The sequence below is a fragment of the Allobosea sp. FG18 genome (assembly GCF_057809495.1).
On record NZ_JBMDKB010000019.1, the window covers coordinates 73,243 to 87,438 of the forward strand.

The 14,196-nt window shown below is 67.4% G+C and carries 13 protein-coding genes; 3 read left to right on the plus strand and 10 right to left on the minus strand.

Annotation, left to right across the window (positions count from 1 at the left end; translation table 11 throughout):
* Positions 1-78: 78 nt before the first annotated feature.
* Complete coding sequence (locus tag ACODTJ_RS20430) at positions 79-1,050, plus strand: Bug family tripartite tricarboxylate transporter substrate binding protein (RefSeq protein ID WP_488849742.1); 972 nt, start codon at positions 79-81, stop codon at positions 1,048-1,050.
* Positions 1,051-1,271: 221 nt separating this feature from the next.
* Here the strand turns inward: ACODTJ_RS20430 and ACODTJ_RS20435 are convergent, their stop codons facing one another.
* Together ACODTJ_RS20435 and ACODTJ_RS20440 are read right to left on the minus strand one after the other, a co-directional pair.
* On the minus strand, positions 1,272-2,042 hold the full coding sequence (locus ACODTJ_RS20435) for an HpcH/HpaI aldolase family protein (RefSeq protein ID WP_454656520.1): 771 nt from the start codon (positions 2,040-2,042) through the stop codon (positions 1,272-1,274).
* 137 nt (positions 2,043-2,179) lie between these two features.
* Positions 2,180-3,088, minus strand: a complete 909-nt coding sequence (locus ACODTJ_RS20440; RefSeq protein ID WP_454656521.1) for a LysR family transcriptional regulator — start codon at positions 3,086-3,088, stop codon at positions 2,180-2,182.
* Positions 3,089-3,126: 38 nt separating this feature from the next.
* Between ACODTJ_RS20440 and ACODTJ_RS20445 the strand changes: the two genes are divergently transcribed.
* Entirely contained in the window at positions 3,127-4,107 is a 981-nt protein-coding gene (locus ACODTJ_RS20445; RefSeq protein ID WP_454656522.1) for a hypothetical protein, read from the plus strand.
* On the plus strand, positions 4,104-5,114 hold the full coding sequence (locus ACODTJ_RS20450; RefSeq protein WP_454656523.1) for a DUF2891 domain-containing protein: 1,011 nt from the start codon (positions 4,104-4,106) through the stop codon (positions 5,112-5,114). Before ACODTJ_RS20445 ends, ACODTJ_RS20450 begins: the two co-directional genes overlap by 4 nt.
* Before the next feature lie 211 nt (positions 5,115-5,325).
* Here the strand turns inward: ACODTJ_RS20450 and ACODTJ_RS20455 are convergent, their stop codons facing one another.
* The 8 genes from ACODTJ_RS20455 to ACODTJ_RS20490 are packed head-to-tail and all read right to left on the minus strand — an operon-like array spanning position 5,326 to position 13,742.
* Positions 5,326-6,363, minus strand: coding sequence for an LLM class flavin-dependent oxidoreductase (locus tag ACODTJ_RS20455; protein WP_454656524.1), 1,038 nt, complete (start codon positions 6,361-6,363; stop codon positions 5,326-5,328).
* 18 nt (positions 6,364-6,381) lie between these two features.
* Positions 6,382-7,314: an ABC transporter substrate-binding protein gene (locus tag ACODTJ_RS20460; RefSeq protein ID WP_454656525.1), complete on the minus strand. Its 933-nt coding sequence runs from the start codon at positions 7,312-7,314 to the stop codon at positions 6,382-6,384.
* A 44-nt stretch (positions 7,315-7,358) separates the two neighbouring features.
* Positions 7,359-8,291 (minus strand): ABC transporter substrate-binding protein, encoded by a 933-nt coding sequence (locus tag ACODTJ_RS20465; protein WP_454656526.1) that lies wholly within the window; start codon positions 8,289-8,291, stop codon positions 7,359-7,361.
* Positions 8,292-8,323: 32 nt separating this feature from the next.
* The gene (locus ACODTJ_RS20470) at positions 8,324-10,126 is read right to left on the minus strand and encodes an amino acid ABC transporter permease/ATP-binding protein (RefSeq protein ID WP_454656527.1); all 1,803 of its coding nucleotides are present in this window, start codon (positions 10,124-10,126) and stop codon (positions 8,324-8,326) included.
* Between the two features lie 40 nt (positions 10,127-10,166).
* Positions 10,167-10,703 carry a GNAT family N-acetyltransferase gene (locus tag ACODTJ_RS20475; RefSeq protein WP_454656528.1) on the minus strand — a complete coding sequence of 179 codons (537 nt, stop codon included), beginning with the start codon at positions 10,701-10,703 and terminating at the stop codon, positions 10,167-10,169.
* A gap of 35 nt (positions 10,704-10,738) precedes the next feature.
* Positions 10,739-12,082 (minus strand): LLM class flavin-dependent oxidoreductase, encoded by a 1,344-nt coding sequence (locus ACODTJ_RS20480; RefSeq protein ID WP_488849743.1) that lies wholly within the window; start codon positions 12,080-12,082, stop codon positions 10,739-10,741.
* A gap of 26 nt (positions 12,083-12,108) precedes the next feature.
* Positions 12,109-13,113 (minus strand): MsnO8 family LLM class oxidoreductase, encoded by a 1,005-nt coding sequence (locus ACODTJ_RS20485; RefSeq protein WP_454656530.1) that lies wholly within the window; start codon positions 13,111-13,113, stop codon positions 12,109-12,111.
* Between the two features lie 23 nt (positions 13,114-13,136).
* Positions 13,137-13,742 carry a flavin reductase family protein gene (locus tag ACODTJ_RS20490; RefSeq protein ID WP_454656531.1) on the minus strand — a complete coding sequence of 202 codons (606 nt, stop codon included), beginning with the start codon at positions 13,740-13,742 and terminating at the stop codon, positions 13,137-13,139.
* Positions 13,743-14,196 lie beyond the last annotated feature (454 nt).

Consider the following 14,196-nt stretch of genomic DNA (forward strand, 5'->3'; position numbering starts at 1 on the left):
TGCGATCCTGTGTTATCGCTTGGGTAAGCGCCCGTCATGAGGTGCAGGCGGAATTGTCCGCGACGGGGAGACGAACCGATGAGCATCACGCGCAGGACCATCATCGCCGCCGCCTGCCTGGCTGCAGCAGGGCCCGCCTTCGCGCAGGGCGACTATCCCGGCAGCAAGGTCGTCGCCATCGTCGTGCCCTTCGCGGCCGGCGGCACCACCGACCTGCTCGGGCGCGTCCTGGCCGACCGGCTGGGCCAGCGGCTCGGCGGCAAGTTCATCGTCGAGAACCGGCCCGGTGCCGGCGGCAATACCGGCGTCGCAGCGGTCGCGCGGGCGCCGGCCGACGGCTACACGCTGACCATGGGCACGGTGTCGAGCCATGCGATCAACCCGGCCGTCTATGCGAAGCTGCCCTTCGACCACGTCAAGGATTTCGCGCCGATATCGCAGGTGGCGAGCGTGCCGAACATCCTGATGGTCAATATCGACCTGCCGGCCAAGACTGTGCCGGAGCTCATCGATCTCCTGAAGAAAAATCCGAACAAGTACTCCTTCGGCTCGTCGGGGGCGGGCACCTCGACCCATATGGCGGCCGAGCTGTTCAAGGTCTCGACCGGCACCGACATGGTGCATGTGCCCTATCGATCGAGCGGGCAAGTGACGCAGGACCTGCTCTCCGGCCAGATCCAGATCACCTTCGACAATATCACCATCGCCTGGCCGCATGTGCAGGCTGGCAAGATCCGCGCGCTCGCCACAGCGACGCCGAAGCGGCTCGCGGTCGCCCCGGACCTGCCTGCCCTGTCGGAATTCATTCCGGGCTATGATGCCAGCTCCTGGCACGGCTTTTTCGCGCCCTCCGGCGTGCCGAAGGAGATCGTCGCCAAGCTCTCGTCGGAGACGCAGGCGATCATGCGCGAGCCGCCGGTGATCGAGCAGTTGAAGAAGCTCGGCGTCGATCCGGTCGGGTCGAGCCAGGAGCAGTTCGCCGCCCATATCGCCTCCGAGACCAAGCGCTGGGCCGAGGTCGCGCAGAAGGCGAATGTGAAGATCGAGTGAGGGCCGGGGGCCGGCTTGCCCGGGCCGCCGAGAATCGCCGTTGTCATCCCGGGGCTTCGCGCAGCGAAGAACCCGGAACCCACGACCGGGTGAGCCCTTCACAACCGGCTTTGCGATGTCCAGCCCAGTCGTGGGTTCCGGGTTCGCGCCTGCGGCGCGCCCCGGAATGACAAGGGTGGTTCGAAGCCGCTGCGGCTTAGTCCACAACCCAAACCGCGCGATCAGCGCTGACCGGCGAAAGCCTTGGCCAGCGCGTCGGCATGCTTGGTCATGAGGCCGAGGTCGGAGCCGACGGCGACGAAGCGATAGCCCCATTCGATATAACGACGCGCATCGGGCTCGGACGGCGTCAGGATGCCGGCCGGCTTGCCGATCGCGGTCAGGCGCTTCACGGCGTCCTGGATCGCGGCTTGAACCTCGGGATGGCCGGGATTGCCGATATGGCCGAGCGAGGCCGAAAGATCGGCCGGGCCGATGAAGACGCCGTCGACGCCGTCGACCGAGGCGATCTCCTCGATGCGGGCGAGCGCCTCGCCGGTCTCGACCTGCACCAGCACACAGATCTCGCCATCGGCGCGCTTGAGATAGTCCGGCACGCGTCCGTAATGGCTGCCGCGGCCGCTGGTCGTGATGCCGCGGATGCCGGCGGGCGGATAGCGGCAGGCGGCGACGGCCCTGCGGGCTTCCTCGGCGTTCTGGACGAAGGGCACGAGCACGGCCTGCACGCCGATATCGAGCAGGCGCTTCAGCAGCACGGCGTCATTCCAGGCCGGGCGGACGATCGGGGTCGCGGTGCCGCCCTTCAGGGCCTGGAGCTGGGCGAGAACGTCGGGCGGCTCGTTGGGCGAGTGCTCGGTGTCGACCAGAATCCAGTCGAAGCCGCTCTGGCTGATGATCTCGGACACGATCGGGCTGCACAGGCTGCTCCACAATCCGATCTGAAGCTCGCCGCGCTTCAGCGCGGCCTTGAAGGTGTTGGCAGGCAGATCCACGGCGTTTCCCCTCAGGCGAATGAATTGGCGGCTCTGCCCGGCCGAAGCTCCGAGAGCGCGCTGTCTTGGTTAGATCATACCGAATGGACGAGGGGGCCCCACGGCAGGAGATGGCGGGGTTGCAGCTCCATGGCGGATCAGGCGGCCGCTCTCGCGACGGCTTCGACGAGCCAGCGCAGAGCAGGGTCGGCCAGCGCGCGCCGGGCGTGGACGAGATCGATGGCGAAGGCCTGACTCTCGAACGGCAATGGCAGCACCGCAACCCCGGCACTCTCCGCGAAGCGCCGGGCCACACGTTCGGCCATGGTCGCCACGAGATCGGTGCCGGCGACAGTGAAGGGCACCGCGACGACATGGGGGAGCGTGACCGCCACGCGCCGCTTCAGGCCTTGGCGCGCCAGCCTGTCGTCGATCGCGCTCGGCAAACCGTCACCGCCGGCCGCCGAGAACAAGGCGTGGGGCAGGGCGGCATATTCGCCGATGTCGAGAGCGGCCGAGCCGGCGGCATGGTTCCGATCGCGGATGCAGACGAAGCGCTCCTCGAACAACTGTTGGCGCAGGCTCGTCGATGAATCCGGGAGATGGCCGCCGATCAAGGCGTCGAGTTCGCCGCGTTCAAGCTTCGCCAAAGCCGCCGCGGCATCCGTGATCGGACGTACCGCAAGATCGACGCCTGGCGCTTCCCGGCGCAGCAGCGCGACGAGGGCGGGGACGATGACGAGGTCGCCATAATCCGTCACGGCAATCGTGAAGCGCCGCCGCGAGGTGGACGGGTCGAAGCCCTGTCCGGGGGCGAACGCGCCGCGGATCTGCTCCAGTGCCGCGCCGATCGGTTGCGCCAGAGCCAGCGCCTTGTCGGTCGGCTGCATGCCGCCGGGGCCGCGCAGGAAGAGCTCGTCGCCGAACAGGTCACGCAGCCGTCTGAGTGCGCTGCTCATCGAGGGCTGGGCCAGCCCGATGCGGCTCGCCGCGCGCGTGACGTGGCGTTCCTCCATCAAGGCCTCGAAGGCCACCAGCAGGTTGAGATCGATGGCGGCTAAATTCATTTGAACAATGATGCAGATATCAAAAATCGATTTCAATAATGGAATCGCTCGACCTAGCGTACGCCCGACACGATCAATGGGCCGGACGCCGCATGACGAGTACCCTTCTGCGCCTTATGCCGCGCGGGCCCACCCTGCTGATCGTCGGCGTGCTCGCCGGCCTTGCCTTTCCGGCTCTGGCCGAGGCCGTTCGTCCGGCAATGGCGGTGTCGATCTTCGTCATCGTGCTCGGCACGCTGCTCCGGGTAAATGCGGCCGATTTCATGCGGACGCTGCAGCAGCCGCGCTTCTCGGCTCTGTTGCCGGTCGTGGTGATGCTGGTCTGCCCTGTCTTGGTCGGGATGGCCGCTCACCTCACAGGCGTGGGTCCTGAGTTGGCCCTTGCCATGGTGCTCGCGGTCTGCGCGCCGCCATCGGGTGGCACGGCCGCCGTGGCACGGATGCTGGGGCTCGATGCGACGATCCCGCTTGCGGTCACCCTGCTGTCGATGGCGCTGGCGCCACTGAGTGTGCCGCTGCTGGCGTCATGGTTCGCCGGGATTGCGTTTGAACCGGTCGAACTGGCGCTGCGGCTGTTCGTGTTGACTGCCGGAGCGGGCGGCGTCGCGCTGACCCTGAGGAGCCGCGCGGCAGGAACCTTGAAACGCCATGCCGATGCCATCGACGGGCTGGTGTTGGCCGCTCTGCTGATCTTCGCGATCTCGACGATGGCGGGTGTGCGCGCCCAGATCGAGGCGGAGCCCACGGTCGCCCTTGCCTGTATCGCGCTCGCCTTCGCCTGCAACCTCGCCCTTCAGGGGCTTGGCGCAGTCCTGCTGCCTGGCACGTTGGCCGAGCGGCTCGGCATCGGGCTGATCCTGGGCAATCGCAATGTCGGGCTGGTCTGGTCGGCGCTTGGCGCCTCGACCTCGCCGACCATGGCGCTTTTCTTCGCCGCGACGCAGTTTCCGATCTACATGACCCCCCGCCTGATCGCATTCCTGATACGCTGGGCCACGCCGGAGAAAGCCACTTCATGACCACCCCCAAGCTGACCGAAGAGATCGCCCAGCGTTTTGCCCGCATCGCGCTCGGCCATGTCCGCCGCGAATACCCGAACAAGCCGGACCATACGCTGGCCGGCCCACAGGACGCGCAGACGCCGAGCCAGCTGCATCCGGTATTCTATGGCAGCTATGACTGGCACTCCTGCGTGCACAGCTACTGGATGCTGGCGCGCTTGTTGCGGCGCTATCCGAAGATGGAAGCGGCTGCCGATATCGTCGCGCTGTTCGATGAGCAGCTCGTCCCGGAGAAGATCGCGGTCGAATGCGCCTATCTCGCTCAGCCGACGGCGCGCGGCTTCAAGCGGCCCTATGGCTGGGGCTGGCTGCTCAAGCTCGCATCCGAGTTGAACGGGCTCGACGACGGGCGCTGGAGCCGGGCGCTGGAACCGCTCGCCGAGGCCTTCGCCCAGCGCTTCCGCGATTTCCTGCCGATCGCGACCTATCCGGTGCGGGTCGGCACGCATTTCAACACGGCGTTCGGCCTGCGGATGGCGGCCGATTATGCCGACGCGACCGGGGATGGCGCCTTCCTGACGCTGCTGCGCGAGACGGCACTGCGCTGGTACGGCGCGGACGAGGATTGCCCGGCCTGGGGCGAGCCGAGCGGCGACGATTTCCAGTCTTCGGCGCTGATCGAGGCGGAGTGCATGCGCCGCCTGCTGCCGGCGGAACAGTTCCTGCCCTGGTTCGAGCGTTTCCTGCCACGGATCGCGCAGCAGCAGCCGGCGATCCTGTTCAAGCCGGCGACCGTGACCGACCGGACCGACGGCAAGATCGCGCATCTCGACGGGCTCAATCTCAGCCGCGCCTGGTGCTGGAGCGCGCTGGCTGCGGCGCTGCCGGATTGGGATGTGCGGCGCCCGGTCATCGCTGATGCGGCAAGGCTCCATCTCGAAACGGGACTGCCGCATATTGCCGGCGACTATATGGGCGAGCACTGGCTTGCGAGTTTCGCGGTGCTCGCCATCGAGGAGCGGTAGGCGGTCAGGCAATTTGATCCGGCACTACCCTTGTCATTCCGGGGCGCGCCGCAGGCGCGAACCCGGAACCCACGACGGGGTGGGACATGTCTTCCTCGGCTGCAAATGGCTCACCCCGTCGTGGGTTCCGGGTTCTTCGCTGCGCGAAGCCCCGGAATGACAAGGGGTGGTGTGAAGTCGCTATGATCAAGGGCTGATGGACGTTGGCCGTTCAAGCCGCGCCCTTCAGCTCGACGCCGCCGCGCCAGCCGAGCGCGGGGGCGATGAGCCCTGCGAAATCGGCGGTGATCTGGCGGTAGTCGTCGATGCTGAAATTATAGGGCAGTTCCAGCCGCAGCGTGTCGACCAGCGGCAGGATCGGGTCCGCCGCGAGGCGTTCGATCAGCTCGGCTGCGGTTCCGACGAGATCCGATGTGAACTGGGTCCGTCGCTCGCCCTGGGGGCCAAGCGTGCGGGCGTGCCGGCTCGCGGCATAGTCGTGATAGCGCTGGCGTGTCGCCGTATCGGCGCCGTCGAGCGGGACGATGACGCGGCCGACGGCGATGCGCGGTTGGCTTTCGCCCTTCCAGTGGGCGCGGAAGGTCTCGATATGGCTCCGCTGCACTTCGAAGAAGCCGTCGGTCTCCTCGGCCGTATTGATGTTGCCGACGAGCAGGTGAAAGCCGTTCTCCGCCGCCCAGCGTGCCGAGCGCAGCGAGCAGCCGCCATACCAGAGCCGCTGCCGCAGGCCGGGCGCGTGCGGACGCAGGCGCGGGCGGTGTTCGCCGGCGGCCGAGGTGATGCGCGTATCGGCATCGCCGAGCCATTCGCCTTCGATGTTCTTCGCCAGACGGGCGACGCGGGCATGCGAAAAATCGATCGCGGCCGGATCACCGTCGAGGAGGCGATGGCCCAAAAGCTTGCCGAAGGGCGGTGGCCCGGCGCTGAGGCCGATGTTCAACCTGCCGGCCGAGAGCACGTCCACCAGCGAAAGGTCCTCGGCCAGCCGGAACGGGTTCTCGTAGCCCATCTGGATGACCGCCGTGCCGAGCCCGATCCGGCGCGTGCGCTGGGTCGCGGCGGCGAGGAAGGCCGCCGCCGAGGAGACACCTGGTTCGAGATGGCGCTGGCGTATCCAGGCGCTGTCGAAGCCGATGGCCTCGCCATGCTCGAAGAGCGAAAGCGTGTCTTCGAGCCCGCGGCGCGGATCGGCATCGTCGTAGTTGCCGGGGGTGAGGAAGGCGATGTGCCGGATCGAGAGCTTCGTCATGTCCGTCGGTTCTTGATCTCAGTACTTGGGCAGGCCGGGCGGGTTGGTCTCGGAGCGCTCCACCGCTTCCTCCTCGATGCCCCAGCGGGCCAGCGCCTGCCGGTATTTTCCCGACTTGATCAGGTTGTTGGTGGCGAGCGTCAGGGCATCGACGAGGCCGCTGCCCTTGCGCGTGGTGATCGCGACATCGGATTTCAGCGGCCAGCCGGCGCTCAGCGTGCCGATGCGCTTGATGTCCTTGTCGCGGGCCGCGATGAAGACGAGCTGGGCGTGGGGCTGCACGACGACATCGACGCGGCCGCCCCGCAAGGCGACGAGCCGGGCGGCTTCGTCATCGAAGAGCTGCAGTTCGAGCGGTTTCAGGCCGGCCGCGACGTTCTGCTTGCTCCATTCCAGCAGGATGCGCTCCTGATTGGTGCCGCCGCCGACGCTGAAGCTCAGGCCGGCTGCGTCCTTCGGCTCCTTGATGCTCGTGACCTTGCTGTCGGCCTTGACGAAGAAGCCGTGCAGGCCGAGGCGATAGGTCGAGAAGTCGAACTTCTCCTTGCGCTGCTCGGTGACGCCGACATTCGAGATGACGGCGTCATATTTTCCGGAGGTCAGGCCGAGCGGCCAGTCGGCCCAGGCAAGCGGGACGAGGTTCAGCTTGAGGCCGAGGCTGTCGGCGATGAGCTGGGCGAAGTCGGGATCGGCGCCGATCACGGTCTTGGCGTCTGTCGCATAGGTCGTGAGTGGCGGTCCGCCGGGGCTGATGCCGACGGTCAAGACGCCGGGCTCGACGAACTTGAACCCCTTGGGCACAGCGGCGATGGCGGCCGGGTCCTCGTCGGCGCGGATGCGGTCGGGCTGCTCCGGGCCGAGATCGAAGGGCGATTGCTGGGCGAGGGCGGGCAGGCTCGCGGCGCTGAGCGCGCCGACGAGCAGCGACAGGAGTGTCCGTCGCGGGATCATGATGGTCTCCAGTTCTCGAAAGTTTCGGCAGTCGGGCGAGGAGTTCACGCCTTCGGCAGGCCGGGCGGGTTGGTGCGCGATGCCTCGATCGCCTCGGCCGAGAGGTTCCAGCGGGCCAGCACCTTGGCGTAGTTGCCGTTCCTGATCTGGGTGTTGAGCGCCTGGGTGATGGCCTCGGCGAGCCCAGCGCCCTTGCGGGTGGTCACAGCGATCTCGGCCAGAACCGGCCAGCCGCCGGAGAAATTGCCGGCGAGCCGGGTCTTGCCCTCCTGCGCGGCCTTGAAGCTCAGCAGCGCATTGGGGCCGAGATAGGCGTCCGCACGGCCGGATTCGAGCGCGAGATAGAGCACGACATCGTCGTCGTAGTACTGGATGTCGACCGGCTTCAGCCCGGCCTTGAGATTGGCCTCGTTCCAGCGCAGCAGGATCTGCTCCTGATTGGTTCCGGCGCCGACGATGACCTTGAGGCCCGCCACATCGCGGGGCTCGCGAATGTCGATCTCGTTGCCCTTCTTCACGTAGAAGCCGAGCAGGTCCTTGCGATAAGTCGAGAAGTCGAACTTCTCCTTGCGCTGCTCGGTGACGGTGACGTTGGAGATCACCGCGTCGAACTTGCCGGAGACGACGCCGAGCGGCCAGTCCGCCCAGGCAGTCGTGACGACCTCCAGCTTGCGGCCCAGCGCGTCCGCGACAAGTTGCGCGATCTCGGCCTCGCCGCCGATGACCGTCTTGTTGTCGTTCGCAAAGCCGCTGAACGGAAAGCGGCCGGTGTTGTTGCCCACGGTGAAGACGCCATCCTTGGCGAATTTGGCGTCCTTGGCGATGAGCCTGATCGCCTCCTCATCGCGCTCGGCGCGGGGGCGGCCAGGCTGCTCTGGCGAGAGGTCGACGACCTGCTGGGCGAAGGCGCCGGCGGGGATGAGCGCGGCCGATGCGGCGCCGACGAGAAGGCTCAGAGAATTGCGTCGCGTGATCATGGTCGGATTCCTTGTGGGGTGTGGCGGGGAATTCAGAGCACCTTGGCGAGGAATTCGCGGGTGCGGGTGTGGCTGGGATTGCCGAGCACGTCGGCCGGGGCGCCGCTCTCGACGATGCGGCCGGCCTCCATGAAGACGACCTGGTCGGCGACCTCGCGGGCAAATCCGATCTCATGGGTGACGATGACCAGCGTCGTGCCGGAGCGGGCGAGCTCCTTGATGACGTCGAGGACTTCGCCGACGAGCTCGGGATCGAGCGCCGAGGTCGGCTCGTCGAAGAGCAGGACCTTCGGCTTGAGGGCGAGGGCGCGGGCGATGGCGACGCGCTGCTGCTGGCCGCCGGAGAGCTGGCGCGGATAGGCATTCGCCTTCTCGGCGAGGCCGACGCGGGCGAGCAGTTCCTGCGCCTCGGCAGAAGCCTGCTCGCGGGAGAGGCCGCGCACGGTCACCGGTGCCTCGGCGATGTTCTCGATCGCGGTGAGATGCGGGAAGAGATTGAAGTTCTGGAAGACCATGCCGACATCGACGCGCCGGGCCAGAATGTCCTTCTCCTTCAGTTCGTAGAGCGTTTCGCCGTCCTGCCGGTAGCCGATCAGCTCGCCGTCGATGGCGATGAAGCCCTCGTCGACGCGCTCCAGATGGTTGATCGAGCGCAGCAGGGTCGACTTGCCCGAGCCGGACTGGCCGATGATCGCGGTGACGCTGCCGGGGCGCAGCGCCAGGCTGACATCGTCGAGCACCTTGAGCGGGCCGAAGCTCTTCGAGACATGGCTGATGCGGATCTCGCCGCCGCTGCGCGGGGAGAGCGTTGCGAGCGAGGCCGTGCGCGGAGCGGCAGAGGCCTGCGTCGGGGCGGTGAAGCCGGCGCTGGCGGTCGTCGTGGTGGCGCGGTTCCGGCCGAGCCAGCGCAGGGCCGTGTCGATAGCCGACGGAGGCGGGTTGCGCAGGGCGCCACGGGCATAGTGCCGCTCGATATGGCGCTGGAAGAAGGAGAGGACGCTGAGGATGACGAGGTACCAGACCGTCGCTACCATCAGCAGCGGGATCACCTCGAGATTGCGCCGGTAGATGACCTGGATGGTGTAGAACAGCTCCGGCAGGGCGAGGATGTAGACTTGGCTCGTACCCTTGGCGAGGCTGATGATCTCGTTGAAGGCGGTCGGCAGGATCGAGCGCATCGCCTGCGGCAGCACGATCCGCGAGACCTGGCGGTGCTTCGGCAGGCCGAGCGCAGCCGCGGCCTCGTGTTGGCCCTGGTCGACGGCGAGGATGCCGCCGCGGACGATCTCGGATGAGAAGGCGGCGGCGTTGAGGGTGAGACCCAGCACGGCCGCGAAGAAGGGCGTGATCAGCTGCGTGGTCGACCATGAGCCGAAGCCGATATCGGTGAAGGGAATGCCCAGCCAGATCGTGCTGTAGAGATAGCCGAGATTGTTCAGGATCAGCAGCAGCACAATCAGCGGGATCGAGCGGAAGAGCCAGACATAGCTCCAGGAGAGCGAGGCGAGCAGCGGCGAACCGGAGACCCGCGCCAGCGCCAGCAAGGTGCCGAACAGGAAGCCGAAGACCGTGCCGAGCAGCGTCAGGAACAGCGTGCGGCCGAGCCCGACCAGTACGGGTTCGGCGAAGAACCACTCCGCGAAGACATCCCAGCCCCAACGCGGATTGGAGAGCACCGAATTCACGATCGCGAAGATCACGATGGCGGCGAAGACCGTGCCGATGGTCCGCCCGGGATAGCGGGCGGGGACGATGCGATAACGGCTGAAATCGCGATGCGGGGCTGGATTCTGGGCATGCGTCGGCAAGCCCGCGAAATCGCTGGCGAGGGTCATGGCTGGCTCTTCTTGTTATGGAAAAGGGGAAAGCGGCTCGTCAGGCGGCGCTGCGCGCGGCGTGAGCGTCGGGCGGCCGGGTCGCCGAAGCCGGGATGGCGACCAGCTCTTTCTCGAAGGGCAGTTTCCGGTAGAACGCAGGATCGGCCGAGACGTCGAAGAGCGGGGTGTAGCCGGTCTCCAGATAGAGCCCCTTGGCCTCGGGTTGGCGGAAGCCGGTGGTCAGGTAGATCTTGCCGTAACCTTGTCGGACGGCCTGCGCTTCGACCTCGGCAACGATGCGCCGGGCCAGGCCCTGACGGCGGAAATCGCTATGGGTCCAGATCCGCTTCATCTCGGCTGTGCGTTCGTCATAGCGCTTGAAGGCGCCGCCGGCGATGGGGCGGCCATCGCGCAGCAGCAGGACGAAATTGCCGTCCGGCGGGGCGAAGAGCTCGGCCGGATAGCGGCTCATCTCGGCACCGGGCGGCTCGCCGAATTGGCTGCCGTACCGTGTGGTATATTCCCAGGTGAGCTGCTCGACCAATGGCTGGGCGAGAGGGTGCAGCGGGGTCGTGTAGAAGAATTCATCGGCCATGACGCGAGCCTTTCCGGGATAGCGTTGCGGGTGGCTCAGCTCGCGCGGCGCGCGGGCTCTGCGTCCGACAGGGTGGCGTAACGGCTTGCGCGGCGGGGGAGGCCGAGATGGTCGCGCAGGGTTGAGCCCGGCAGATTGCGGTCGTAGACGCCGCGCTCTTCCAGCACCGGGATCACCAGCTCGACGAAATCGTCGAGCCCCTGGCCGATCACCGGGAAGCCGAGCACGAAGCCGTCGGCGGCCTGCGCCTCGACACGCTCGATCAGCCTGTCGGCGACCTCCTCGGCCGAGCCGATCAGATCGGTGCGGGGCGTCGCGGCTTCCAGCGCCGCTTCGCGCAGCGTCTGGCCCTTCAGCACGGCGTTGCGCTTGATGCGGTCGGTCGTCGAACGGAAGCTGTTCTTGCCGATATCGCCGAGTTCCGGGAAGGCTGCGTCCAGCGGGTAGGCGCTGAAATCGTGGTGGTCGAAGAAGCGACCGATATAGGCGAGCGCATACTCGATCGAGACGAGATTGCGGATGGCCTGGTACTTCTCCTCGGCCTCGGCCGCGGTGCGTCCGACGATCGGCCCGGCGCCGGGGAAGAGCTTCACGTCGTCGGTGCTGCGGCCATGGGCGACGGCGCTGGTTTTGATCGCGCGATAGAGGACCTGCGCCTCCTCCAGCGGGACATGGTTGGCGAAGACCGCATCGGCATGGCGGCCGGCGAGGCCGATGCCGGCTTCCGAGGCGCCGGCCTGGAACAGCACCGGCTGGCCCTGCGGCGAGCGCTGGATGTTGAGCGGACCCTCGACCTGGAAGAAGCGGCCCTTGTGGTTCAGCGTGTGCAGCTTGTCGCGATCGAAGAAGCGGCTGGCCTCGCGGTCGCGGATGAAGGCATCGTCGTCCCAGGAATCCCAGAGGCCCTTGGCGACGTCGAGATATTCCTGCGCAATCTCGTAGCGCAGCGAATGTTCGGGATGCGGCCGGCTGTAGTTGCGGCCGGAGCCTTCCAGCGGCGAGGTCACCGCGTTCCAGCCAGCGCGGCCGCCTGAGATCAGGTCGAGCGAGGCGAATTGCCGGGCGATCGTGTAGGGGTCGCTATAGGAGGTCGAGACCGTGCCGACGAGGCCGAGCTTCTTCGTCACGGTCGCCAGTGCCGAGAGGATGGTCAGCGGCTCGAAGCGGTTGAGGAAATGCGGGATCGACTTCTTGTTGATGTAGAGCCCGTCCGCCACGAAGGCGAAGGCGATGCCGTTCTCCTCGGCCTTGCGGGCGTTGCGGATGAAGAAGTCGAGATTGACGCTGGCATCGGCCGGGTTGCTCGGGTGGCGCCAGGAATTCATGTGGCTGCCGGCGCCCTGGAGCATCAGGCCGAAGGTGAGGCGGGTGCGGGACATGGGATCAGTCCTTCCGAAAGCGGGGATCAGGCGGCGAGTGCCGGGCGTTCGCCGGCGAGCAGCGTGAGGGAAGCGAGGCGCCGGCTGGTCAGGGCCGTCGGCGTGTCGATGACGAACTCGCCGATGCCGAAGCGGGCATGCAGGGCGTCGAGCTCGCGCCGGACCTGCTCGGGCGTGCCGGCGAGGATCTGCGGCTTGCGGATCTCGGTGCGGTAGGAGGCGGCGCCCGCCTGGCGGGCATATTCGGCGGCCTGCTCCTCGCTGCCGAGATTGAGGTTCTGGCCGTTGTCGAGCGTGAGGCGGACGACGCGGTGGTTCTCCGTGAGGCTTAGCGCCTCCTCGGCCGTCTCGGCGGCGAAGGCGGCCACCGCAAGCAGCAGGGGCGCCGTGCCGCCGGCCTTGGCATAGGCGTTCAGGCTCTCGTCGATCGCCTTGGGATCGCCGTTGTGATGGCCGGCGAAGACGAAGTGCCAGCCGCGCTCGCCCGCCTGCCGGGCGCTGTCCGGGCTCGCGCCGAGCAGGAAACGTTCCGGCGTCACGGGCGGGACGGGCAGGGCACGCGCCTTGTCCCGCGGGCCATCCGTCACTGCGGGCGGAGCCAGGAAGCCGTCGAGCTCGTCCAGCAGGGTTTCGAAGGATGGCGCGCGTGCCGGATCATGCAGCGCGCGCAGCGCCTTGGTCGAGAGCGGCAGGCCGCCCGGCGCCTTGCCGATGCCGAGATCGACGCGGCCGGGCGCCAGCGATGCCAGCAGGTTGAAGGCCTCGGCGACCTTGTAGGGGCTGTAATGCGGCAGCAGCACGCCGCCGGAGCCGATGCGGATGCGCTGCGTGCGCGCCAGCAGATAGGCGGCGAACACCTCCGGCGCCGGGCTGGCGAGACCGGGGAAGTCATGATGCTCGGCCAGCCAGAAGCGGTGGTAGCCGAGGCGCTCCGCCGCCTGGGCGAGGCTCACCGTGCGCTGGAGTGCTGCGCCGGCGGTTTCGCCCTCGATGAGCGGGCTCTTGTCGAGAATGCTGAGTGCGTAGGTCATGGATTTCGCTACCGTTCGGGAGATCAGGCGGAGCGGAGGCCGAGCGCGGTCGACGCTTCCTCGGCCATCCAGCCGAGCCGCTCGTAGTCGCCGCGCCAGTAGAGGAGGGCGGCGTCGTTCGAGCCGAGCCGGACCTCGCGCACCCGGCCGATGACGATGGCGTGGGAGTGGCGCTCGATCAGCTCTTCCAGCTCGCAATCGAGCGCGGCCAGCGCGCCTTCGAGAAGCGGCGCGCCAGTGCGGCCCTCGCTCCACTCCGCTTCGGCATAGCGGGCCGGGCCCTTCTCGCCGCCGCGCCCGGCGAAGCGGTCGGCGACCTGCTTCTGCGAGGCGCTGAGGAAGTTCACGCCGAAGCTGCGATGGCGCGCAAGGACGGGGTAGGTCGAGGAGGAGAGGTTGAGGCCGAACATCACGGTCGGTGGCTCGGCCGAAAGCGAGGAGAGCGACGTCACGGTCAGGCCGGTGCGATCCTCGCCGCGCCCCGCCGTAATGATGGAGACGCCGCCGGCGAGATGGCGCAGGGCCGTGCGGAAATCGCGGTTCGCAGCCGTCGGGACCGGAAGGCTACGGGCGGCCTGGCCGGTCGCGGCGCGGGTCGGAAGCGAGGAGGCAAGGGACAGGATCGCCATGGAAACCTCTGGAGCAGCTGTCTGGGTTTGTGAGAGGGCGGGGCGCCGATTGGCGGCGGTTCCGCAGGTTGCCGCCGGGAGGACGGGACAAGCGTCTCCCTTCGCCGGAAGGACCGGCGTCGTGGCAGCGTCGCGATGGTATGGTTTCAGGTGCTCAGGGCGCCCGGAAGCTTGTCAGGAACATCGCCGTTCAGACGCCTGAACAAGGTTTTCTGGATTCGTGCATGTCGTCACCGACGCGTCTCCGTGTCTCGGAGCCCACGATTTCGTCGTGGTGCTTTTAGCATTGTTGACGCGGTGCAAGCTGCTCCAGCAAATCCCGCGAAGGAGCAATGCGAACACCGCTCGATACTGTTCATTGTTTCTGCCGGATGCTTCGCGGTCAATGAAACAGCCTTTCAAAGATGACCTCCGCAAGAGGCGGAAGCGCCACCGCGACGACCCGTTCCGGAAG

Coding starts and splice junctions, on each gene's coding strand:
- ACODTJ_RS20450 (WP_454656523.1), top strand. CDS start 4,104: ATGACCACCCCCAAGCTGACCGAAGAGATCGCCCAGCGTTTTGCCCGC.
- ACODTJ_RS20430 (WP_488849742.1), top strand. CDS start 79: ATGAGCATCACGCGCAGGACCATCATCGCCGCCGCCTGCCTGGCTGCA.
- ACODTJ_RS20470 (WP_454656527.1), bottom strand. CDS start 10,126: ATGACCCTCGCCAGCGATTTCGCGGGCTTGCCGACGCATGCCCAGAAT.
- ACODTJ_RS20480 (WP_488849743.1), bottom strand. CDS start 12,082: ATGTCCCGCACCCGCCTCACCTTCGGCCTGATGCTCCAGGGCGCCGGC.
- ACODTJ_RS20475 (WP_454656528.1), bottom strand. CDS start 10,703: ATGGCCGATGAATTCTTCTACACGACCCCGCTGCACCCTCTCGCCCAG.
- ACODTJ_RS20455 (WP_454656524.1), bottom strand. CDS start 6,363: ATGACGAAGCTCTCGATCCGGCACATCGCCTTCCTCACCCCCGGCAAC.
- ACODTJ_RS20485 (WP_454656530.1), bottom strand. CDS start 13,113: ATGACCTACGCACTCAGCATTCTCGACAAGAGCCCGCTCATCGAGGGC.
- ACODTJ_RS20460 (WP_454656525.1), bottom strand. CDS start 7,314: ATGATCCCGCGACGGACACTCCTGTCGCTGCTCGTCGGCGCGCTCAGC.
- ACODTJ_RS20490 (WP_454656531.1), bottom strand. CDS start 13,742: ATGGCGATCCTGTCCCTTGCCTCCTCGCTTCCGACCCGCGCCGCGACC.
- ACODTJ_RS20440 (WP_454656521.1), bottom strand. CDS start 3,088: ATGAATTTAGCCGCCATCGATCTCAACCTGCTGGTGGCCTTCGAGGCC.
- ACODTJ_RS20445 (WP_454656522.1), top strand. CDS start 3,127: ATGGAATCGCTCGACCTAGCGTACGCCCGACACGATCAATGGGCCGGA.
- ACODTJ_RS20465 (WP_454656526.1), bottom strand. CDS start 8,291: ATGATCACGCGACGCAATTCTCTGAGCCTTCTCGTCGGCGCCGCATCG.